The organism is Brevibacillus sp. NPDC003359 (assembly GCF_042878995.1).
Lineage (GTDB): Bacteria > Bacillota > Bacilli > Brevibacillales > Brevibacillaceae > Brevibacillus.
On sequence record NZ_JBIAOR010000018.1, the window covers coordinates 31,785 to 52,687 of the forward strand.

Here is a 20,903-nt window from a genome sequence, read left to right on the forward strand (position 1 = left end):
CCTAAAAAAAGACTACCATCTCGGCAGTCTCTTTTTGCGCGCACATTACCCTTTAAGGTAGGCGTCTTCTTCTTTTTCATCACGTGGAACGGGAACTTCGCCAATGACGGTATACAGCGAAGCCGCTTCTTCCTTGCGCGGGTTTTCCTTGATGTCCTCTACTTTTACCGACACGATTTTTTGTCCAAAACGGATCGCCAGCTTGTCGCCGATTTTCACGTTACTGGATGCCTTTGCAGGGCGATCGTTGATTTCTACACGCTGTTTGTCACACACTTCTTTGGCGAGTGTGCGTCGCTTGATCAGTCGAGACACTTTCAAATATTTATCGAGTCTCATGTTTGGCTTCCTCCCACCATTTGTCCATCTCTTGCAGGTCCGTCTGCTCAAAGGTACGGCCCGCCTCTTGCAGCTTGCCTTCAATATAGGAAAAGCGCTTCTTGAACTTGTTGTTGGTCAATGCGAGGGCTTCCTCCGGATCGAGCCCCTGAAAGCGTGCTAGATTGACTACCGCAAATAGCAAATCACCCAGCTCGCCAGCGCGTTCTTCTTCTGATGCTTCTTGCAGCTCGCGATACTCCTCTTCTACCTTTTTGTACACGTCTGCAATATCGTCCCAGTCAAAGCCGACTTGGGCTGCTTTTTTCTGCAACTTATACGCATACATCAAGGCTGGCAAGTCGCGCGGTATTCCCGCCAACTGCGATTGAACCGTTATATCGATGCCTTTTGCTGCTTTTTCCTGTGCTTTGATCTCCTGCCAATTCGCCAGCGCTTCCTCGGAATCATTTGCGCTCTTTTCCCCGAATACGTGCGGGTGGCGGCGAACCAGCTTCTCATTCAACGTCGCAACAACATCATCTACCGAAAAATATCCGTCTTCGGCTGCCATCTGCGAATGCAGCATGATTTGCATCAACAAATCACCCAGCTCTTCACACATCGCATCTGGATCATCGTCGTCGATCGTCTCCAAAACCTCGTACGTCTCTTCAATCAAGTTTTTGCGAATGCTTTGATGTGTTTGCTCGCGATCCCACGGGCATCCATCCGGACTGCGTAGGATTGCCACGATCTCCTTCAAGTAGGAGAATTGGCGATACGATACCTTTTCATCCTTCGTCGGCGGTACATACACCAGGGACAAATTCCCGAAATGATCGAGTCTGTCCAGTTCATACAACGGCACTGTCTCAATGATTTCTTGCCCCGCTACCCCTACGGCAGTGGCTACCGTCACCTCGTAATCGTCCGGCAGCACTTCCATCAAGGTCAGCTTCACATCAGAAGCCACAAAGGCATCGTACACTTGCGCGATAATCGTATGCAGACCCGGAGATACCTGATGAGCAGCGAGCGCCATCCCATCCAGCAAAGAGAATCCCTCGATCGGGTCAATATGTAGGCGGGCAAACAACGGATCGATGAAGCTCTGTCCACCGCCAATTTCGATCTCCACGCCACGGTTTGGTCCCTCAGCCAACAATAGCTGCACGGTACGTTCCGCCACCAAAGGATGACCAGGCACGGCATAGACAAGACTGCCTGCTTCGTTTACCCGTGAAAAAAGCCGCTCCACAATTTCGGTATACACATCGGAAAACGTATCGTGCTGCTCATATACAGCATCAAAGGACTCAATCACGATGCCTTCTGCGATCAACTCGGCTACGACCGGGTGCTCTTTTGTGCGCAAATACAGCTGTTTAGCAGCTTTGAGCGTACGATAGATGCCATAAGGGAGCTGGTCCAAATCTCCGGCACCAAGACCGACTACGGTAATGGTCTTATTCTTCATTTCCACTCGTCACGCCTCCTTTTCGTTCTATCTCGCTTTCTCCGCTGGGAGGAGCTTATATTTCGTTAATAGCGAAGCAATTCGCTTTCCTTTTGGCAAAAATTGAATATCGTTTCTCGTGAGTCCACCCGTTTTCAATAGCGCCAGCAAATAGACCAATGCTCCCGAACCGACAGCAATCAATCCGACCAGCGTATGGAACAAGCGATTCGAAAGTCCGGCACTGCCAAGCACCGTATTAGCGAGCCACTCCACAATTAGCACGACAATTGACATCACCACAACGGAGATGAATGGCTTTTTCACCGTTTGGCGGAATCCGATGTGTGCTCCCGTGTATTTGCTTACCGCAAGAACGTTCAGTCCCATAGCGACCAAATAAGCTAACACAGTGGACACTGCCGCACCAGAGATACCCCAGAACGGAACGAGCGCCAGATTGAGGATGAGCTTCACCAATACACCAATAAACAGGTTGCGGGCAGGTCGCATAACACGTCCCAAGCCTTGCAAAATCCCCGCGCTGGCAATACTCACCGTGGCGAAAATAATCGTGAAGGACTGTACAGCAAGTGCCTCGGTACCGTTGCTGTCTCCGTAGAGCATGACGTTGATCGGCTCCGCCAACAGAGTAAGTCCAAATGAAGCAGGCAATCCCAACAGGAAGGTCAGTCGAATCGCTACTTCGGCACGATGAGCAATCAGTTGATGCTGGCGCTGGGCAACAGCTTCACTGATCGCAGGCACTAATGCCAGCGACAAGGACGTGGCAAAAAACGTACCAAACTGAATGAGCGGCTGACCACGGTCAAACGCACCCTTCAAAAGCTTGGCCAAGTCCTCTGGAGTCCCGCTCCATTGCAGCATATTGACGACGGTCATCGAGTCTACAAGCGGAACAAGCGGCAGAACCAGTGCGCCCATACAAATCGGAACGGCATAGGTCAAGAGATGACGTAATATTTGACGATTGGTCCACGAATTCGCTGCCGATTGATGAACCTGATTGGTGGACAGCTGCCTCAACTTCTTGTCCCCTCTCCAATACCAAAGCAAGACGAGAATAGCAGCAATTGCCCCTGGAAAAGCAGCAAAAACGGCACCTGTACCAGCCAGGTACGGGTCTTGATACACGTTCATCGCCCAGAATGCAGCGACTAAGATAAAAATCACGCGAATGAACTGCTCAGCAACCTGAGAGACGCCAGTCGGCATCATATTTTGATGCCCCTGAAAATAGCCGCGCAAGATCGCAACCATCGGCACCAACGGCAGTGACCAAGCTACAGCTCGGAGCGGGGTAATCAAATGCTCATCACCCATCATACGGGCAATAATAGGTGCCCCTCCATATAACAGTAAGAAGAAAAAGATCCCGAAAACGACCAGCGATATACTGGCTACTCGAAAGGCCCTGCGCGCCCCGATCGCATCCCCAACAGCGACGCGCTCTGAGACGATCTTGGAGATGGCGATGGGAAAACCCGCCGTCGCCAGAATCAACAACGTGGTGTACAGCGGGTATACTTGCATATATACGTACAAGCCGATATCTCCGGCAATGTTTTGGTATGGGATGCGGTATACAGCGCCTAAAAGCTTGGAGACAAGACCGGCAATTCCAAGTATCGCCGCGCCTTTCACAAATTGAACCGAAGCCTTTTCTTGAGCCATGTGCGTGAAATTTCTCCTCTCCACCCTAAAACTTTGTTCATTATACCACAAGGCCATAGGCACAAGAAAAACAGCCCCGGGGTACGAGGCTGTTTTTGCTGAGCTATCTTATTGCTCCATCTGTTTTGCCAGGAAACCGGCCGCTGTTTCCGACATTTTGATCTCCAAATCACTCATCTTGGTTGACTCGTTTTTGTTGAGAAGGATCACGGACCCGATTGGATCGCCTCCTGCAACAATCGGTGCGATGACGAACGAGCCCATCGTCTCGTTCATATCACGACAAATTTCATAAGAGCCTGCGTTTTTCTCCAGTCGGGTTTTTCTTTCCTCCAAGCATTTCTCGACAATACTGCCAATTGCTTTCTCCAAGTATTCCTTTTTGGAGGCACCTGCCACTGCAATGACAGTATCCCTGTCTGAAATCAGTACGGTATGATTCATGCTTTCATACAAAGAGTCGGCGTACTCTTTTGCAAAATCACCCAACTCTCCAATCGGTGAATACTTTTTGAGAATAACTTCTCCGTCACGATCCACAAAAATCTCAAGCGGGTCGCCCTCACGAATGCGCAGTGTACGACGAATCTCCTTAGGAATCACGACCCGACCGAGGTCGTCAATTCGACGAACGATACCAGTTGCTTTCATGTCTTGTTGCCTCGCTTTCCCGTAAGAAGTCGGTAGTGAATAGATGGTGGTTGGTTAGTTGTATTTTTTCCTCAAATTCTAATTTTAACTATGGGTGATGGCATCAATTTTTACCAGTTGCTTCAATTACTCTCCCCCGGGTGGTAGCGAGTGATAATAGTATTTGCCCATGTTTGAAGAATATGCGAGAAAACGAAAAAACAGGGAAACGAATTCCCTGTTTTTCTTCGGACTTCTTATTTCTTCGCCGCAGGCTCGTTTTTGGACTGCGGGATGTTGAATTTCGTAATGAGCTTGTCCAGCTCGTTCTTGCCGAAATTATCGTAGGCTTTCTCCAAAGAACTCGCGCGGAGCTGTTCTTTCATCTCATCAAAGGTCTTTTCTTTGCGATTCTCGACCTTGATAATATGGTAACCAAAATCAGTTTTTACTGGCGGGCCTACTTCACCAACTTTTTGATTCAGGGATGCCTCTTTGAATTCCGGTACCCATTGCGTTACATCCGCATTTTCGTACAAGCCGCCGGACTCCTTGCTGCCTGGGTCATCTGTGAACTCTGTTGCCAGTTTCGCGAAGTCTTCACCCTTTTTCAGGCGCGATACCAAGTCGTTGGAAATTTTCAACGCCTCTTCTGGTGTGCGCTTTTCGGTAGAGATCAGGATGTGGCGAACAGAAGCAACTGTACGGGAAGTTTTGTCCATCGCATCATAGGTTTGCTTCAGCGTAGCATCGTCGATGTTCTTTTTCATCACACTGATGGACTGGTTGATCAGGTCCATCTGATTTACGATCATGTCCTTCGTTACGCCTTGGCCTTCCATGAGCTTGTTGAACTGAGCTTCATCCTTGCCCAAAAAGCCCATGTACTGCGTTTTGATTTTCTCGAAAGTTTTCTCAGCGAGTTCTTTGGACTCTTTTTTCATGGCATCGTCAGAACGGCTAGCCAAAACCTTGGTAGCTGTAAACTCACGCGCAAAAGCTTTCAATGAGTTGCTATCAGCCATTTCAATCATCGTACCTTGTTGTGGGTTCATGAAGTTAATAACACGCAGGAACTCTTCGAACTCTTGTCCTGTGACAGTTCCTCCCTGATACTCCACAACGACAGCTTTCTGGTCTGCTGAGTAAGGCAGAGTGAGTTTAGGGAATTGTACCAAAGGATCGTCAGCAGCTTGATTGCTGCCATCTGTCTGATTCGCTGGAGTTGTTGGATCTTGTTTCGCTTCTTCTGCTTTACCGCCACAACCAGTCATGAGTGCCACGACCAAAACAGCCGAAGATAGAATCGCTACAGAACGTTTCATAAATAAGGTTCTCCCTTCCCGGGCAAGCCCATTTTGTCAATTAAGACACAGGGCTTTCCGTACCAGTGTCTCTTCGCACCTGGTGAAATTGGCGCAGCAGCTTTTCAACCAACTGCACGCCCTCATCTTCTTTTAACCCCTTTACTTTAACAGCAATCGTGATCTGTTGTCCACCCGACAGCCCAACCCTCTTGCCCCAGTTACTGGTAAGGGCAAACAGGGCTCCACCATCGATGTTGTTGTTCTGACTAGTGTGCAGGAACAATTTAATCTCGTCCGGATTCTTTTGGCTAATTTCGGTGATGTGGTGTTTCAAGGCATAAACACGCAAACGGGAAATGGTCAAAAGATTATCAACCGGCTTCGGAACTGGTCCAAAACGGTCTAGCAGCTCCTCTGACAAATCGTCGACGTCGTCCAATGTAGACACCGCGACGAACTTTTTATACATCTCGATTTTTTGTCGGCTGTCCGTAATGTACATCGACGGAATATAGGCATCCAGTTGCAGATTGATCTCCACAGGTGTGACAATTTCGTGTTTGACTTCGCCTTTCAGCTCATCAATGGCCTCTTTCAGCATCTGGCTGTACAAATCGAACCCGACCGTATTAATAAAACCATGCTGCTCCGCGCCCAGCAAATTACCCGCTCCACGAATGGACAAGTCACGCATCGCGATCTTGAAACCAGAGCCGAGCTCGGTAAATTCCTTGATGGCTTGCAGACGTTTTTCCGCTACCTCTGTCAGCACCTTGTCCCGTTGATACGTAAAGTAAGCGTAAGCAATTCGATTGGAACGACCTACACGTCCACGCAACTGATACAGCTGGGACAAGCCCATTTTGTCCGCATTGTAAATAATCAGCGTATTGACGTTCGGGATGTCCACCCCGGTCTCAATGATCGTCGTGCTGACCAATACGTCAAAATTCCCTTCCAAGAAGTCGAGAATGACGCCTTCCAGCTCGCTTTCGTTCATTTGCCCATGCGCCACAGCGATGCGCGCGTCAGGAACGAGCATCGAAATCTGCTCCGCCATTTGTTCGATTCCTTGTACTTGGTTGTAGAGGAAGAACACTTGCCCATCACGAGCCATCTCGCGCTCAATCGCTTCGCGAACGAGAGCAGGGCTGTAATCCATCACATAAGTCTGCACCGGAAAACGATTTTCTGGCGGCGTTTCGATAACAGACAAATCACGCACACCGAGCATCGACATGTGCAAGGTACGTGGAATCGGCGTAGCGGTGAGTGTCATGACATCCACATTCGTTTTGATCTGCTTCAACTTCTCCTTGTGGCTCACACCAAAGCGCTGCTCCTCGTCTACGATTAGCAGACCGAGCTCGCGGAATGTCAGGTCTTTGGAAAGCAGACGGTGCGTACCAATGACGACATCGACTGTGCCTTCCTTCAGTCCTTTTAACGTGGCATTCTGCTCTTTGCGCGAACGGAATCGACTCAATACCTCCACGCGGATTGGATATTCCGCAAAACGCTCACGGAACGTCTCGTAATGCTGCTGAGCCAGAATCGTAGTTGGAACCAAAAGGGCTACCTGTTTTCCGTCCATGACAGACTTGAAGGCAGCACGAATCGCAACCTCTGTCTTCCCGTAACCCACGTCCCCACACACGAGGCGATCCATCGGGCGTTTGCGCTCCATGTCCGCTTTGACTTCTGAAATCGCGCGGAGCTGGTCTTGCGTTTCCTGATACGGGAACATCGCTTCAAATTCACGCTGCTCTGTCGTGTCGGGAGAGAATGTATGACCGACAGCCGATTCGCGAGCAGCGTACAGCTTGATCAAATCTTCAGCAATATCCTTTACAGACGACTGGACTTTATTTTTGACCCGTTTCCACTCACTGCCGCCCAAGCTGTAAATCTTCGGCTGTGCTTCTTCGCTCGCCACGTACTTCTGCACATGGTCGATTTGATCAATCGGAACAAACAGACTGTCGCCTGCTGCGTATTGAATATGAAGGTAATCTTTATGAATTCCGAGAATTTCCTTGGTTTCAATTCCAAGGTATTTTCCAATCCCGTGATTCACGTGCACGACGAAATCACCGGGCTTGAGCTCAAGGTAGTTTTTAATACGCTCCGCGTTGTTCATCGTCTGTTGAACTTTGCGTGCCTTGCGCTGCTTCGCTGTAAATACTTCACCCTCTGTAATGACTACCAGCTTGTTTAATGGCAGCTCGAAACCTGTCTGGAGGTTTCCTAAAATGATCGTAGGGCGCCCCGGAGGTACTGTCTCCACTGCTTCTGTTAAAACATCCGCTTCCATTTCGTAGTCATGCAGGACACGCTCCAGTCGCTTTGCACGCTCCAAATCAGCTGCGACAAAGACGATCTGATCCTGCGACTTCTTCCAACGGGCCAGCTCTGTTTTCAGCACGTTCATCTGTCCATGGAAGTTTTGCATAGTACGACAAGTTAGATTTACGATGTTTTGCGGCTGGGTCTTCGGTGATTGTCTCAAAAACAGCGAGAGGTAAACGATCTGGCGCTTTTTCGTCGACACGATCTCGTCGTACGTGCGCGACAGGCTGAGATTGGACATATACTCGCCCTGGATGATGCGTCCTGTCAGCCATTCCCCTTCTTCTTTTTGCAATTGCGCTGCCGTATCCAACACACGGGAGGGCTCATCAACGATCAGTAAAGTATCGGACGGCATATAGGACAATAATGTATCACCAGTCGGGTAAATGACGGAGATGTACGAATACAGCTGCGTAATACGCTGTCCTTGCTTCATTCTCTCTGCATCAGACCCGATTCGCTCCATCACTTTTTCCTTGGCAGCCCCATCCTTCATATTGGCGATGGTTTCCCCAAGCTTTTGCTCCAAGCGAACAGCCGATTCCTGCAATAACGGAGTCGAAGCGATCATTTCTTTTGCCGGACCGAGAATATAAGTCTGCACGGATTCCAATGACCGTTGGGAGAGCATGTCAAACGTACGAATCGAGTCGATCTCCACATCAAAAAGCTCAATCCGCACCGGCCACTCCGAATCGATCGGATACAAGTCGATAATGCCACCGCGAATACTCATTTCTCCCTTGCGCTCGACCATGTCCACGCGCTCATAGCCAAGCTCAATACATCGGAGCAAAAAGGCCTCGATATCGAGCTCAGAGCCGACGGATAGCTGAATCTGTGCTTCCTTCCATACTTGCGGGGGAACGACCAAGCGACGCAAGCCTGCAAAAGGTGCAACCAAAAAACCCGTAAAGCCTTGGGCCAGACGGTTGAATACATGAATTCGCTGCGCCAGCATTTCTGGGCTGGCAATGGCAAGCTCAGAGCCAATCAGCTCATTACCGGGATAAAGCAACACCTGATCAGCGGGAACCAACTCGATCAAGTCTTCGTATACTTTTTGTGCTTGGTACATGTTATGCGTCACTACGCAGACCGGACGATCTGACATTTGTTGTAATGACGCCATTAATACTTGCCGGGCGGAACCAGCTAAGCCAGAGACAAGCTGCTCATGCAGCCCCTTCTCCAAACCAGCCACGATTGTCCCGACGTTCGTGTCCTGTTTCATCGGGTTAATGATGACTTGCATTCACTAATCCCCTCTCTAATTCTTCTCTCAACTAAAATCAGAGCCTCGCTTACGTTCACAACAACCGCAGGTCAGCCATGCGAAAAGAAGCCTTAGCTCCCCAAGCTAAGGCCTTGTCAGTGCAAGCCTTCCTAATGCGTATCCACTTATTGAAGTGGGTTTCCCACTAGCGAAAGCTCTGGATGCTGAATCAGCGCTTCACGGCAATAGTCGCACGTGATGCTGACGACCGTATCTCCACTTTGTTCTCTCGATATTATAAGAGCACGTTCCTCCGGGGTCAAGGAATCAAACCCGAGCTGCGCTTCTGTTACTTGCGATTCGTCAAATTCTGCAATCTTCATGCCGCAGCAACGACATGTATAGCGTATGCTCATGCACATACCACCCCCATACTGTTTCTATCGCTTAGTATGGACGATTGGGTGGGAAATCATACTACTTTTTCAAGCTGTTGTAATGGTTCATGACCTTTAAAAACGATTCTCTTGTCCACATAGCGCATGCATCAGCGGCGATGCTCACCGCTTCTTGAATGTCGGCTCTTTCCGCCACTGGAAACGTATTCAAAACATAGTCGCTGACGCTCCGCCCTGGTTCTGGACGACTGATTCCAACCTTGATTCGTTTAAACTCCTGTGTGCCCAAATGCTGAATCATCGACTTGATACCGTTGTGCCCACCAGCGCTGCCTTTTTCTCGCAGACGAAGATGTCCTGTCGGCAAATCAAGATCGTCGTAGATGACGACGAGATCGTCCGGAATCAGCTTGTAAAACTTGAGGACTTCCGCTACCGATTCACCGGAGAGATTCATGTACGTCTGCGGCTTCACCAGCAGTACCTTCTCGCCTTCGATTCTGCCTTCGCCAACGAGTGCACGAAACTTGTTTTGCGTAACAGGAATTCCCCATTTGTCGCTAATCTTATCTATGGCCATAAAGCCAGCATTATGTCTGGTGTCTTCATATTTTTTGCCGGGATTGCCCAATCCAATTATGACTTTCACGCTTATTCCCTCCTACTCTCTCCCCATTGTACTCGAATGGTCACGTGAACAAAAGGAAAAGGGCAGAGATGAAATCACCTCGCCCTTCTTTCTCATGCCATGATTTTATTCGTTTGCTGTTCCTGCTTTTTCGGCTACTGCTTCTGCTTCTTTCTCCGCATCAATCGACTCTTCGGACTTGACCTTAACCGGTAAGACACTGATCAGCACTTCCGTGGAATCAAGCCCCAGCTCCACTCCTGGCGGTACAGTCAGATCAGCTACCAATACGACATCCCCGATGTTGAACCCGTCGACATCGACCAAGAACGATTCTGGTATATTACCTGGCAAGCAAGTAACTTCCACACTGTGGCGGACAAGAGTAGCTACACCCAACTCCGGATCTCCTGTCATGAGGACAGGGACAGACGTGTGTATTTTTTCATTCATATTGATCTTCATGAAATCTGCATGCAAAATGTTCCCCTGCAGCGGATGCCGTTGCAGTTCATAAACCATGACATCGTGCGTGTCCCCGTCTACTCTCAACCGGAATGGCTTGTTCGTCGACTGGTGACGCAGGGCAGCATCCAGCTCTCTTCCTTTGACCTGAATCGGCTTATTGCCCACTTCGTTGCCGTACATGATACCGGGAACCCAACCTTCGTTGCGAAGTACCTTTACAGCATTGCCTGTCTTTTTCTCACGAGACTGTGCCTGTAATTGTTCCACAAAAAAAACCTCCTTCGGACCGCTAGTAAAAGTTTCCTCACTAGCTTGTCCATCGGAGGTTTAGTTCAATCCCCGAAATGGGGATTGGTATATTAATCGAACAACTTGCTTACGGAAAGCTCTTCGTGAACACGAATGATTGCTTCACCAATGATTGGCGCTACGGAAAGAACGGTAATCTTATCGATAATTTGTTCTTCTGTCAGCGGAATCGAGTTGGTCACAATCAGTTCCTTGATCTTCGAGTTAGCAATACGCTCGATAGCAGGACCAGACAGAACTGGGTGCGTGCAGCATGCATATACTTCACGTGCGCCTGCTTCTACAAGTGCACTTGCAGCCAGTGTGATCGTTCCAGCTGTATCGATGATATCGTCGATGATGATCGCTGTTTTACCTTCGATGTTACCTACGATGTTCATTACTTCGGCTACGTTTGGTTCTGGGCGACGTTTGTCAATAATGGCAATAGGCGCTTCCAGACGTTCTGCCAATTTACGAGCACGGGTCACTCCACCGTGGTCTGGAGATACGACAACGATATCTTTCAGACCTTTTTCAGAGAAGTGTTTACCCAAGATAGGCACACCCAGCAGATGATCAACTGGAATATCGAAGAAGCCTTGGATTTGTGTTGCGTGCAGATCCATCGTAATGACACGTTGAGCACCAGCCGTCTCAATCAGGTTAGCAACTAGCTTCGCCGTGATCGGATCACGAGCGCGTGCCTTACGATCTTGACGAGCATAACCGTAGTAAGGAATCACCACATTAATGCTCTTAGCCGAAGCGCGTTTCAATGCATCGACCATGACCAAAAGCTCCATCAAATGCTCATTTACGGGAGCAGACGTTGGCTGAATGACAAATACGTCACAACCGCGAACGCTTTCATTGAGTTTGAGTTGGCATTCGCCATCACTAAAGCGCACTACTTGTGCGTTTCCGAGTGGTACACCGATGTGTTCGGCGATTTCTTTTGCCAGTTCCGGGTTTGCGTTGCACGTAAATACCTTCAGTTTTGGGTCGCGGTAGTTAGCCATGATCTTCTCAAGAACCTCCCGTTTATGATTGCTTTTTGCCCTTGCGAGGCATTTTGTTCGCGTAATCGATCTTATTGACTTGACGCTCACGTGCGATCGCAAGCGCATTATCCGGCACATCTTGGTTAATGGTCGAGCCAGCAGCTACATAAGCATTTTGTCCAACTGTAACGGGCGCCACCAGATTGCTGTTGCAACCGATGAATGCGCCGTCTTTTACTGTCGTTTTATGCTTCACTGCACCATCGTAGTTAACTGTAATCGTTCCACAGCCAATATTGACTCCGTCTCCGATCTCTGCATCTCCTACATAGCTGAGATGAGGAACCTTCGTACCGTCACCAATTTTCGCATTTTTCAATTCCACGAAATCACCGATTTTAGCATTGCTTCCAATCTGTGTTCCTGGTCGAACATAAGCAAATGGCCCTACAGAAGACTCGCTTTCCACACTCGAATCAACCATCACCGAGTAAGAAATGGCCACGCCACTCGCTACTTCTACATTCGTCAGATCCGCTTGGGGTCCGATTACACAATCAGCTCCAACGGTTGTTTGTCCACGCAGGAAAGAGCCTGGGTGGATCACGGTATCTGCCTCAATCTTCACATCCGCTTCGATGTACGTAGAAGCTGGATCGATGATTGTCACACCATTTCGCATGTGACCAGTCATAATACGCTTTTTCATGTAGGCTTCTGCTTCTGATAGCTGTACACGATCGTTAACACCCATCGTTTCCTCCGGGTCAATCGCTTCAAATCCGACTACCTTTTCACCCGCATCACGCAAAATACCGACAACGTCTGTTACATAGTATTCGCCTTGTGCGTTGTCATTTTTCACTTCCGCCAAGGCTTTCCATAATTTTCGGTTGTCATAGCAGTATATGCCCGTATTAATTTCACTGATCGCCCGTTCCGCTTCTGTAGCGTCCTTATGTTCCACGATTCGCAATACTTCGCCCGCCTCATTGCGCACGATACGCCCATAACCTGTTGCATCAGGTAACACGGCAGTTAATACGGTTGCAGCCGCTTGCTGCTCCTCGTGATAGGTCAGCAAGGCCGACAACGTAGTCGCTGACAAGAGTGGAACGTCTCCATATAAAAGAAACGTAGTTCCTTCTTTATCCTGTAAAAACGGCGCTGCCTGCGAAACGGCATGTGCCGTTCCCAACTGTTCTTCTTGCAGTGCATAAGTGACGTCTTCGCCTAGTTTGGCGCGGACAGTGTCAGCACCATGACCTACGACGACAACGATATCCTGAACCTGCATGGACGCCATCGTATCGACTACATGCTGAACCATAGGCTTTCCGCACACAGGGTGCAGGACTTTGTACAGCTTCGATTTCATCCGTGTACCCTGACCAGCAGCCAGAACCACGGCATGGATCTTAGACATGTCAACCCTCCATCGTAGAAGTTCCACAATGACTATATCCTAATTCGTATGTGAATTTCAAGACAATCGATACATGATTATCGACGATTCCTTGCATTGCCAGTAGTTAGACGCAAGGCAGACAACATTTAATTTTCTGAAAGAAATGTGATATATTGTTGGGCGAAAGGGGTTATTTGAAGGAGGTAGGATTAGATGAGCGCAGAGGTATACTTGCTGACTGGATATTTAGGGAGCGGAAAAACCACCCTTTTGCAAAAATGGCTGACTCATTTGCGCATCCAAGACCAGAAGGTAGTCGTCTTGATGAATGAAATGGGGGAGGAAGATATCGATGGAGAACAATTGCAAGGCTTCGGCTTTCCCGTCCAAAAAATGCTCGATGGCTGCATATGCTGCTCGATCAAGGGTGAGCTCACAGAAAGCTTGAAAGATATTATGAACGCCATTGCGCCAGACCGAATCCTGATCGAGACTACTGGCGTAGCCGATCCGCTTGATGTTATCGATACGATTACCCATCCAGAGCTGTATGATCAACTGGAGTTAAAAGGGACCATCAGTGTTGTCGACGCCTCTCGCTTTCTGGACCTCAACTCACGATTCTCCTCGACTGCCACTCTGGTCAAAACGATTCGAAACCAAGTGCGTTACGCAGACCTGCTCCTTTTGAACAAAACCGATTTGACCAGTCCTGATGTCGTAGAGCGGGTCAAGCAAAAGCTCAGTGAAATCAATCCGACTGCAACCATACACTCTACTGTTCAGGCTGAAATAGAAGTCTCCCGGCTTTTGTCTGTCAAACGCACCATCCATGAGCGGTCGCTCGACAATGAGACGAACCGCCCCATTGCCGTACAGAAAAGCATCGGCCGAATGTCAACGATGGACAGGCTCAAGCAATCCCTTGGCCTGAAAACAAGCCCGCCCTCTCTCTACAATAGTATCGAAACGTTCTCCTATGCATTCACCGGACCCGTAGACGCGAAAAAATTCGAAGACTTTCTATACGATCTCCCCAAAAACGTCTATCGGGCAAAAGGCTACGTCCAGTTCCACGGAAAGCCCGAACTGATCTCTTTTCAACATACCGATAATCAGGTGCTCCTGTTCCCTTTTGAAAATTTCGGCCCCAAAATGGTGGCTGTTTTCATCGGGGAAGGCATGGACCGAGAAATTATTTTGAACGACCTAAAAAAATGTTATGGTTAACGGACGCCGAAGCACCCTGCCGCATGTGACAGGGTGCTTTGAGTATAAGGACTTTTTAAGCACCAGCTTCGATAGTGCTTTCTTCCTCTTGACCTACGCGGTCATATTCTGTGAGAACTGCTGCCTGGATTTTTTCACGGGTAGTCGAAGAAATCGGATGGGCAATATCACGGAATTCTCCGTCTGGCGTGCGCTTGCTCGGCATAGCTACAAACATACCATTGTTTCCGTCAATGACACGGATATCATGAACCACAAACTCATGGTCAATTGTAATGGATGCAATCGCTTTCATCCTACCATCCGTATTCACTCGACGAAGTCTTACGTCTGTTACTTCCATCTAGTTCACTCCCTTTATCTATGTAACGCGTTTAGGATTATTTCCACCCGCTGGGTAAATATTCCTGCTTACCATTATGCAATATTTGAAAAAATATATAAATATGTTTATATGTCATTTTTTGGAAGTTTTTCTACAATCACACAAAAAATAGCCTAACGCGCGTGGCATTAGGCTATTTTCCAATTTTCACTATTCGATATAAGCTACAATTTCGATCTCGACTTTTACATCGCGCGGCAGACGTGCCACTTCCACAGTGGAACGAGCTGGCTTGTGATCGCCGAAATAGTGGCCGTACACTTCATTCAGTTGGCCAAAATCATTCATGTCCTTGATGAATACAGTCGCCTTCACTACGTTCGTCAGGTTGCCACCGGCTTCTGCCAGTACCGCTTGAATGTTGGAAAAAACCTGATGGGTTTGCTCCACGACGTCACCTTCTACCAAAGTGCCGTCTGCACGCAGAGGAATCTGACCCGATGCAAAAAGAAATGGACCTACCTTTGCAGCTTGGCTGTAAGGACCAATAGCGGCAGGAGCCTTGTCAGTTGAAACAAAAGAGATTGCCATACCTATCTACTCCCCTCTATTTTCAAAAAAACTGCCCAGCTCTATTTCGATTTGCTTGCCCTTGAAGTCTACATCCTGCAGTTTTGCAAGCGATACATATTCATCTACCAGACGTTCAGATACATCCGCTGTCGTTTCTACCAGTACGCCGCATCCTACTACGGTTGCACGGAATTCCTGCAACAGATCAATCATGCCCCGCAGTGTCCCGCCAGCTTTCATAAAGTCATCCACAATGAGGACGCGAGACTGCTCGGCCAAACCGCGGCGAGCGAGTGACATGGTTTGAATCCGTTTACTGGAACCCGATACATAGTTAATGCTCACTACTGAACCTTCCGTCACCTTGTTGTCACGACGCACAATCACAACAGGCACATTCAAAAACATAGCCGTCGCATACGCAAGTGGAATCCCCTTTGTTTCCACCGTCATGACGACATCCACATTTTTATCCGCATAAGCGGTTGCAAAGAGCTTTCCAATCTTCGCCATCGTTTGTGGATTCCCGAGAATGTCGGACATGTACAAGTATCCACCTGGCAAAAGTCTCTCTGGATTAGCGAGTTGACCGATCAGTTCGCGCATGAAGTGAAGGGCCTCTTCCGTCTTTACCTGTGGAATATACTTCACTCCGCCTGCCGCTCCCGCCACCGTTTTCAACAAGCCTACCCCTTGGACTTCAAAAGCCTCTTTGATGATAGACAAGTCTTCACTGATGGATGATTTCGCTGCGCCGTATTGTTCCGCGAACAGAGTGAGAGGAGTCAGCGTATGGGGATGGGCGAGCAAGTGCTGCGTCATGTCAACCAGACGTGCACTTCTGCGCAATTTCTTCATGGCTCTTCCTCCAAAACCGAATATTATGCTGTTAATGTATCATTTCCATACGGGTTTATGCAAGTATTTCCCCATCTTGAGCGCCTAACATTCGGACAACAAACACATCTTTGACAAAACCTCGCAACGCATTGTAGATCCGATGCACCTTCGCTTCCTTTTGCACAAGAGCAAACACAGTAGGACCGCTACCAGACATCAGGACACCATCTGCTCCCGAAGCGACCATGAGATCCTTGATCTGCTTTACTTGTGGATGGAGCGAGAGCGTGACGTTCTCCAACACATTCCCAAGAGAGTGGCACATGAGTGAAAAGTCTTGAGTCGCGATGGCTTGCAGCATTTGTTTATTATCTGGATGATTATCGATCTGAGCCACACGCAGGTTTCCGTATACATCCGGTGTAGATACCCCGATAGGCGGCTTCGCTAGAATGACCCAACACGGTGCAGGCGCTCCCAGATGCGCAATCTGTTCGCCACGCCCTGTCGCTAGCGCTGTTCCTCCATAAACGCAAAATGGCACATCAGAGCCAATTTCCGCACCGATTTTAGCCAACTCATCTCTAGTCAGTCCGAGATTCCACAATTGGTTCAAGCCGCGCAGTGTTGCTGCTGCATCACTGCTCCCGCCTGCCAGTCCAGCCGCAACCGGAATTTGCTTGTCGATATACAAGTGTACGCCTTGGCGTACTTTAAATTTTTCTTTCATGAGCGTTGCCGCTTTATATGCGTGGTTACGGATATCATCCGGTACGAAGCTGGCAGAACAGTCCAGCGTAATCTCACCATCTTCGCGTAGAGTCATGTCCACACGATCTGCCAAGTCTACGGTTGTCATCACCATTTCTACTTCGTGATAACCGTCCGGCCGTTTGGCAAGCACGTCGAGAGTCAAATTAATTTTGGCCGGAGCTTTGACCGAGATACGCACGTAGTTCACCTCTGCCTACTTTCTAAATTTCCTAGTTTCTTATTGTAGCATAGGAAAACTCACCCATGCCACTTGATCAATTAAAAAGAATAGGATCGAGATCATTATGGGTATTTCGAAAATTCAGCTCTCTTTAATTGAAAAAAGGCCGGGATGCCCCGGCCTTGTCAACGAGTGTTTATATGGTGAGAAACGTCCCTACGATAAAACCCAAACGTTACAATCGCTTAGCGGCTAACGCTTCCTCAGCAAGCTGAACAGCGCGCTTGACCATGTTACCCGCATCCCGTGTCGTGATGCCCCCCCAACCCTCGGCTTTTACCGTATCGTAAAACCCAAGCTCTTTGGCCAGTTCCATCTTAAACTGCTCTGACATCAGTCCTCGTCTGCGACCCATAGCACCCTCCTTCTCGTTGACAGGCTTAGTGTGCTCCACGCAGTCCTTTTTCATTGCATCACCCAAATGTTCAGAGCTTTTCGATATAAAAAACAAAACAGTAGAACCCAAAAGGGCTCTACTGTTGTACAAATGTGATGCGGATGTGCTCGTTTTCGCGGCACACCGTCAATTCTACTGTTTCCGTCAAGATGTCAGCATAGCTGTAAGATACCCGCTCAAAGAGTTGGTCGTCATCCAGCTTTACCACAAACACAGATGGGTAAGTTTCTTCGAGGATGCCACTACGTTCAACGGTTTTGCGGCGACCGCCATTAGCCTTCAGCAGGATGCGCTCACCAATGTGTCCGTCTAAACTACGTTTAATGTCAAGTAACGCGTTTCTTGCCATTGTTCCATCCACCTCGCTTACATCTAGTATAACAGCTCCCTTATATTTTGTCAAAGAAATAAAAAATTATAGCAACCCTGCAGATATTTTGTCAACGGGGTTTTTTTCATAAAAAACGTAGATATTTGTCAAAAGATATGCATAAAGGGCTTAAATAAGCAAAAACCCCCATTCTTGGGGGATCTCGCCCAAAAATAAGGGGGTCGTCTACACGATTTACGAAATCAGTCCGCGGCGCATACTTTCGTTCGCTAGGCGGGCAAATTCGTCCAAACTGAGTGTTTCACCACGCCGGATCGGATCGATCCCGATGTCAGTGAGCATCTGTATTACTTCATCCTTTTGGGTTTTAGGAAACAGTCCGTTCATTAGGTTGTTCAACAATGTCTTACGGCGCTGTGCAAACGAGCTGCGTACCACCCGGAAAAACATATCCTGATCGTCTACTTCTACTGGTGGACGATCTCTTACCTTTAAGCGAATCACTGCCGAGTCGACATTTGGACGCGGGATAAACACACTAGCAGGCACAATCATCGCTACTTCTGTTTCTGCATAAAATTGAGCTGCGACCGATAGAGAGCCATAATCTTTCGTTCCTGGTTTGGCTGCAATTCTCTCTGCCACTTCCTTTTGAATCATAACCACGATGTTTTCGAGAGGCAATCTCTCTTCCAGCAGCTTCATCAGGATCGGTGTCGTCACATAGTAGGGCAGATTCGCCACTACGCTCAGCTTTTCCACTCCTGCCATCTTTTCTTCTATTAACTTCTTCAGATCCAGCTCTAATACGTCCCCATGAACGACTTCGATATTTTCATAGGGTGACAGCGTGTCCTGCAAAATAGGTAAAAGACGTTGGTCGATTTCGATCGCCATCACTTTTTTGGCTGCTCGTCCCAATTGCTCCGTCAGCGCACCGATACCGGGCCCAATTTCAATCGCGCCCTTTTCCTTGGTCAGGTCTGCCTCTGAAACAATGTTATGTAAAATGTTGGTGTCTATCAGGAAGTTCTGGCCCAGACTCTTCTTAAAAGAAAAGCCGTACTTCTCCAATATTTCTTTTGTGCGCGTAGGTGTGGCAATATCCTTGCCCGCTATTTGGGTCATGGCTTACTCCCTCTCTTTGTTGATGGCCGTAATGGCCGCTTCGAATTCTGCTCGACTGATTTGGAAGGCATTGAGACGCTGCAGCATTTGTTTCGCGTTGGCGTACCCGATCCCCAATGCTTCTCCCAGCTTGATTCTACGTTCTTTGGCATCTACTCCGGACGTAAGGCCATTTGTCAACAAATCGTCAGAAGTAATCTCTCCAGCCGTTTCCGCCATTTCGGTACGCACTTCTGAGAGCGCACGAATAATCACGTCAGGTGTGGCGTTTTCGACGCCGATGTCGCCCTTTTTGGTCCCGTCCTCCTGGGTAATAAACGCGTGCTTGCAGCCTGGAACCGCCTTGCTGATAATTTTACGGATGCGCTCCCCTTGATAATCAGGGTCTGTAAAAATAATAACACCGCGTTTTTGTTGCGCCAGCCTGATTTTTTCAATCGTTCTTTTATGAATGGCAGAACCGCCAGTTTCAATCGTATCGGCATTAACCGCACGCTTGATTGCTGCGGTATCATCTCGTCCTTCCACCACGATGACTTCCTTGATCTTCATCATGTGCTCCTACTTTCGTACAAAGTCGGTACAATACTAGTGTTCCAAAAAAAACCGTACCCAAAGCCCAAATTACATGAAACATTTGGTAAATAAGGATCGTCTAACTAACAAACAGCTTATCACAATAACCTTGGAGGAAACAGAAGAACAGGAGCAATCGCTCCTGTCCTAAGGCTTCTGTGGTCCAATGATATATACAGTTTTGTTGCGCTTGCGACCGAATTTCCTCGCCTCGGACTCCGTGCCTACGAATACGTCGATTTTGCCACCTTTCATGGCTCCACCCGTATCTTCAGCTCGACGATACCCTACACCTTCAATGTACACCCACCATCCATACGGAATGACTTTAGGATCTACAGCGATGGTATGACCTGTCTTGGCTTTTGCCCCTGTCGATGTGCGTCCATAGCCCGGCGAGCTTGGGTGTTTTCCACCTCCCGAAGGAGTATAAGCAGTCAGGGTAACCCCATTCAGTACTTTTTTCGGCCTAAACACTTTTCCACCACGCGAGACCGGACCCGCTGCAGAAGCAACCAGGACCCGATCTGGTTGACCCTTTTTCTGCAACGTTGGGACTGCGGTACCCATGGCTACGACATTATCTTTCTTCGGTACAAGTACATCTCTTTTGACCAGATCACGGGAGACTTCTTTTCCATCTTCCATGACTAGCTTATAGTGTGCAATTGCCTTACCTTCTTGCCCGCTCTGTAATACGCGGGTCTTACCTTTTTCCAGCGCTGGATCATTTTTGCGTATTTCTTGAAAGGTGACTCGCTCATCGACTTTTACCATTTTCTCAACAACCCGCTTTACGCTGATCGAGGAGTCCTTGGTAATTGTAGCGGTCAATGCCGGTTCTACCCGGTCCTTCTCACCTAGCACGATGCCGCCGTCCTTCAACGCACCAGCAACATCACGACTAAGTGTCTCTATCGTTTTTTTCTGCCCGTCAACCTGGACTGGTATGGACCAGGTCGTATATAAAGTAATGAGTGCTCCGTCTTTTAGCTTCGTCTCAGGTGTCGGTTGAAGGGAATCCTTTTCCGTTACCGTAATGTTTCGCTCGGTCAAGAACTGCTCAACGGTCTTGGCTTTTGTAGCGACCGTCTTGCTTTCTCCGTCCAACGAAAAAGTGACCTGTTTTGGCTGAGTAGCCTGGGCAGAGAAATAGCCAATCATGGGTACGAGCACAAGAGCAAGGCAGCCAAAAATGACTAGCCCACGATTCTTATACCTTTCCCATATCGCGCGTAACTCCATTTCCCACACTCCTTTTCCTAGAAAAGCACAAGGCTCTTCTTGTCTAGCCAGGTAAGGGTCGATGTAATTGCACTAATATTCTGGAAGTGGCCG

General features: G+C 48.4%; 21 protein-coding genes. 1 reads left to right on the plus strand and 20 read right to left on the minus strand.

Translation table 11 applies throughout. The annotated features are described in order from the left end of the window. Positions 1–45 precede the first annotated feature (45 nt). The 11 genes from ACFYU8_RS27365 to glmU form a co-directional block, all read right to left on the minus strand. The gene (locus ACFYU8_RS27365) at positions 46–339 is read right to left on the minus strand and encodes an RNA-binding S4 domain-containing protein (protein ID WP_012683879.1); all 294 of its coding nucleotides are present in this window, start codon (positions 337–339) and stop codon (positions 46–48) included. Further along, positions 326–1,798, minus strand: a complete 1,473-nt coding sequence (gene yabN, locus ACFYU8_RS27370; protein ID WP_390305872.1) for a bifunctional methyltransferase/pyrophosphohydrolase YabN — start codon at positions 1,796–1,798, stop codon at positions 326–328. Before yabN ends, ACFYU8_RS27365 begins: the two co-directional genes overlap by 14 nt. A gap of 27 nt (positions 1,799–1,825) precedes the next feature. Continuing rightward, positions 1,826–3,472, minus strand: coding sequence for a putative polysaccharide biosynthesis protein (locus tag ACFYU8_RS27375; RefSeq protein WP_390305785.1), 1,647 nt, complete (start codon positions 3,470–3,472; stop codon positions 1,826–1,828). A gap of 108 nt (positions 3,473–3,580) precedes the next feature. Beyond that, positions 3,581–4,123, minus strand: coding sequence for a stage V sporulation protein T (spoVT, locus tag ACFYU8_RS27380; RefSeq protein WP_106837126.1), 543 nt, complete (start codon positions 4,121–4,123; stop codon positions 3,581–3,583). 236 nt (positions 4,124–4,359) lie between these two features. Then, positions 4,360–5,427, minus strand: coding sequence for a peptidylprolyl isomerase (locus ACFYU8_RS27385; protein ID WP_390305788.1), 1,068 nt, complete (start codon positions 5,425–5,427; stop codon positions 4,360–4,362). A gap of 40 nt (positions 5,428–5,467) precedes the next feature. Next, entirely contained in the window at positions 5,468–9,016 is a 3,549-nt protein-coding gene (gene mfd / locus ACFYU8_RS27390; protein WP_390305791.1) for a transcription-repair coupling factor, read from the minus strand. 146 nt (positions 9,017–9,162) lie between these two features. Then, a complete protein-coding gene (locus ACFYU8_RS27395; protein ID WP_007726431.1) occupies positions 9,163–9,393 on the minus strand; it encodes an anti-sigma-F factor Fin in 231 nt (76 codons plus the stop codon). A 61-nt stretch (positions 9,394–9,454) separates the two neighbouring features. After that, positions 9,455–10,024, minus strand: coding sequence for an aminoacyl-tRNA hydrolase (pth, locus tag ACFYU8_RS27400; RefSeq protein ID WP_390305793.1), 570 nt, complete (start codon positions 10,022–10,024; stop codon positions 9,455–9,457). Between the two features lie 105 nt (positions 10,025–10,129). Then, entirely contained in the window at positions 10,130–10,738 is a 609-nt protein-coding gene (locus ACFYU8_RS27405) for a 50S ribosomal protein L25 (RefSeq protein ID WP_390305795.1), read from the minus strand. 92 nt (positions 10,739–10,830) lie between these two features. Then, positions 10,831–11,781, minus strand: a complete 951-nt coding sequence (locus ACFYU8_RS27410) for a ribose-phosphate diphosphokinase (RefSeq protein WP_007726399.1) — start codon at positions 11,779–11,781, stop codon at positions 10,831–10,833. Between the two features lie 22 nt (positions 11,782–11,803). Beyond that, positions 11,804–13,189 (minus strand): bifunctional UDP-N-acetylglucosamine diphosphorylase/glucosamine-1-phosphate N-acetyltransferase GlmU, encoded by a 1,386-nt coding sequence (glmU, locus tag ACFYU8_RS27415; protein WP_390305796.1) that lies wholly within the window; start codon positions 13,187–13,189, stop codon positions 11,804–11,806. A gap of 195 nt (positions 13,190–13,384) precedes the next feature. Here glmU and ACFYU8_RS27420 point away from each other — a divergent pair, with 195 nt between their 5' ends. After that, positions 13,385–14,401 carry a CobW family GTP-binding protein gene (locus tag ACFYU8_RS27420; RefSeq protein WP_390305797.1) on the plus strand — a complete coding sequence of 339 codons (1,017 nt, stop codon included), beginning with the start codon at positions 13,385–13,387 and terminating at the stop codon, positions 14,399–14,401. Positions 14,402–14,456: 55 nt separating this feature from the next. Here ACFYU8_RS27420 and spoVG read toward each other — a convergent pair whose 3' ends face one another. From spoVG to ACFYU8_RS27465, 9 genes are all read right to left on the minus strand, one after another. After that, entirely contained in the window at positions 14,457–14,744 is a 288-nt protein-coding gene (spoVG, locus tag ACFYU8_RS27425; RefSeq protein WP_007719936.1) for a septation regulator SpoVG, read from the minus strand. A 192-nt stretch (positions 14,745–14,936) separates the two neighbouring features. Further along, entirely contained in the window at positions 14,937–15,317 is a 381-nt protein-coding gene (locus ACFYU8_RS27430) for a RidA family protein (protein WP_017246939.1), read from the minus strand. A 6-nt stretch (positions 15,318–15,323) separates the two neighbouring features. Further along, positions 15,324–16,157: a pur operon repressor gene (gene purR, locus ACFYU8_RS27435; RefSeq protein ID WP_007719934.1), complete on the minus strand. Its 834-nt coding sequence runs from the start codon at positions 16,155–16,157 to the stop codon at positions 15,324–15,326. A 55-nt stretch (positions 16,158–16,212) separates the two neighbouring features. Beyond that, positions 16,213–17,091, minus strand: coding sequence for a 4-(cytidine 5'-diphospho)-2-C-methyl-D-erythritol kinase (gene ispE / locus ACFYU8_RS27440; protein ID WP_390305799.1), 879 nt, complete (start codon positions 17,089–17,091; stop codon positions 16,213–16,215). A 217-nt stretch (positions 17,092–17,308) separates the two neighbouring features. Next, positions 17,309–17,488 (minus strand): small, acid-soluble spore protein, alpha/beta type, encoded by a 180-nt coding sequence (locus ACFYU8_RS27445; RefSeq protein WP_017246937.1) that lies wholly within the window; start codon positions 17,486–17,488, stop codon positions 17,309–17,311. A gap of 118 nt (positions 17,489–17,606) precedes the next feature. Beyond that, on the minus strand, positions 17,607–17,879 hold the full coding sequence (gene veg, locus ACFYU8_RS27450) for a biofilm formation stimulator Veg (RefSeq protein ID WP_005830485.1): 273 nt from the start codon (positions 17,877–17,879) through the stop codon (positions 17,607–17,609). Positions 17,880–18,095: 216 nt separating this feature from the next. Further along, positions 18,096–18,989: a 16S rRNA (adenine(1518)-N(6)/adenine(1519)-N(6))-dimethyltransferase RsmA gene (gene rsmA, locus ACFYU8_RS27455; protein ID WP_390305801.1), complete on the minus strand. Its 894-nt coding sequence runs from the start codon at positions 18,987–18,989 to the stop codon at positions 18,096–18,098. A gap of 3 nt (positions 18,990–18,992) precedes the next feature. After that, positions 18,993–19,541 (minus strand): ribonuclease M5, encoded by a 549-nt coding sequence (gene rnmV, locus ACFYU8_RS27460; RefSeq protein WP_390305874.1) that lies wholly within the window; start codon positions 19,539–19,541, stop codon positions 18,993–18,995. Between the two features lie 171 nt (positions 19,542–19,712). Continuing rightward, complete coding sequence (locus ACFYU8_RS27465; protein ID WP_390305803.1) at positions 19,713–20,810, minus strand: resuscitation-promoting factor; 1,098 nt, start codon at positions 20,808–20,810, stop codon at positions 19,713–19,715. Positions 20,811–20,903 lie beyond the last annotated feature (93 nt).

What these genes read in the sequence shown, in the direction of transcription:
- ACFYU8_RS27365 (WP_012683879.1), bottom strand. Translation starts at nt 339, where the DNA reads ATGAGACTCGATAAATATTTGAAAGTGTCTCGACTGATCAAGCGACGC.
- yabN (WP_390305872.1), bottom strand. Translation starts at nt 1,798, where the DNA reads ATGAAGAATAAGACCATTACCGTAGTCGGTCTTGGTGCCGGAGATTTG.
- ACFYU8_RS27375 (WP_390305785.1), bottom strand. Translation starts at nt 3,472, where the DNA reads ATGGCTCAAGAAAAGGCTTCGGTTCAATTTGTGAAAGGCGCGGCGATA.
- spoVT (WP_106837126.1), bottom strand. Translation starts at nt 4,123, where the DNA reads ATGAAAGCAACTGGTATCGTTCGTCGAATTGACGACCTCGGTCGGGTC.
- ACFYU8_RS27385 (WP_390305788.1), bottom strand. Translation starts at nt 5,427, where the DNA reads ATGAAACGTTCTGTAGCGATTCTATCTTCGGCTGTTTTGGTCGTGGCA.
- mfd (WP_390305791.1), bottom strand. Translation starts at nt 9,016, where the DNA reads ATGCAAGTCATCATTAACCCGATGAAACAGGACACGAACGTCGGGACA.
- ACFYU8_RS27395 (WP_007726431.1), bottom strand. Translation starts at nt 9,393, where the DNA reads ATGAGCATACGCTATACATGTCGTTGCTGCGGCATGAAGATTGCAGAA.
- ACFYU8_RS27410 (WP_007726399.1), bottom strand. Translation starts at nt 11,781, where the DNA reads ATGGCTAACTACCGCGACCCAAAACTGAAGGTATTTACGTGCAACGCA.
- glmU (WP_390305796.1), bottom strand. Translation starts at nt 13,189, where the DNA reads ATGTCTAAGATCCATGCCGTGGTTCTGGCTGCTGGTCAGGGTACACGG.
- ACFYU8_RS27420 (WP_390305797.1), top strand. Translation starts at nt 13,385, where the DNA reads ATGAGCGCAGAGGTATACTTGCTGACTGGATATTTAGGGAGCGGAAAA.
- spoVG (WP_007719936.1), bottom strand. Translation starts at nt 14,744, where the DNA reads ATGGAAGTAACAGACGTAAGACTTCGTCGAGTGAATACGGATGGTAGG.
- ACFYU8_RS27430 (WP_017246939.1), bottom strand. Translation starts at nt 15,317, where the DNA reads ATGGCAATCTCTTTTGTTTCAACTGACAAGGCTCCTGCCGCTATTGGT.
- purR (WP_007719934.1), bottom strand. Translation starts at nt 16,157, where the DNA reads ATGAAGAAATTGCGCAGAAGTGCACGTCTGGTTGACATGACGCAGCAC.
- ACFYU8_RS27445 (WP_017246937.1), bottom strand. Translation starts at nt 17,488, where the DNA reads ATGGGTCGCAGACGAGGACTGATGTCAGAGCAGTTTAAGATGGAACTG.
- veg (WP_005830485.1), bottom strand. Translation starts at nt 17,879, where the DNA reads ATGGCAAGAAACGCGTTACTTGACATTAAACGTAGTTTAGACGGACAC.
- rsmA (WP_390305801.1), bottom strand. Translation starts at nt 18,989, where the DNA reads ATGACCCAAATAGCGGGCAAGGATATTGCCACACCTACGCGCACAAAA.
- rnmV (WP_390305874.1), bottom strand. Translation starts at nt 19,541, where the DNA reads ATGAAGATCAAGGAAGTCATCGTGGTGGAAGGACGAGATGATACCGCA.
- ACFYU8_RS27465 (WP_390305803.1), bottom strand. Translation starts at nt 20,810, where the DNA reads ATGGAGTTACGCGCGATATGGGAAAGGTATAAGAATCGTGGGCTAGTC.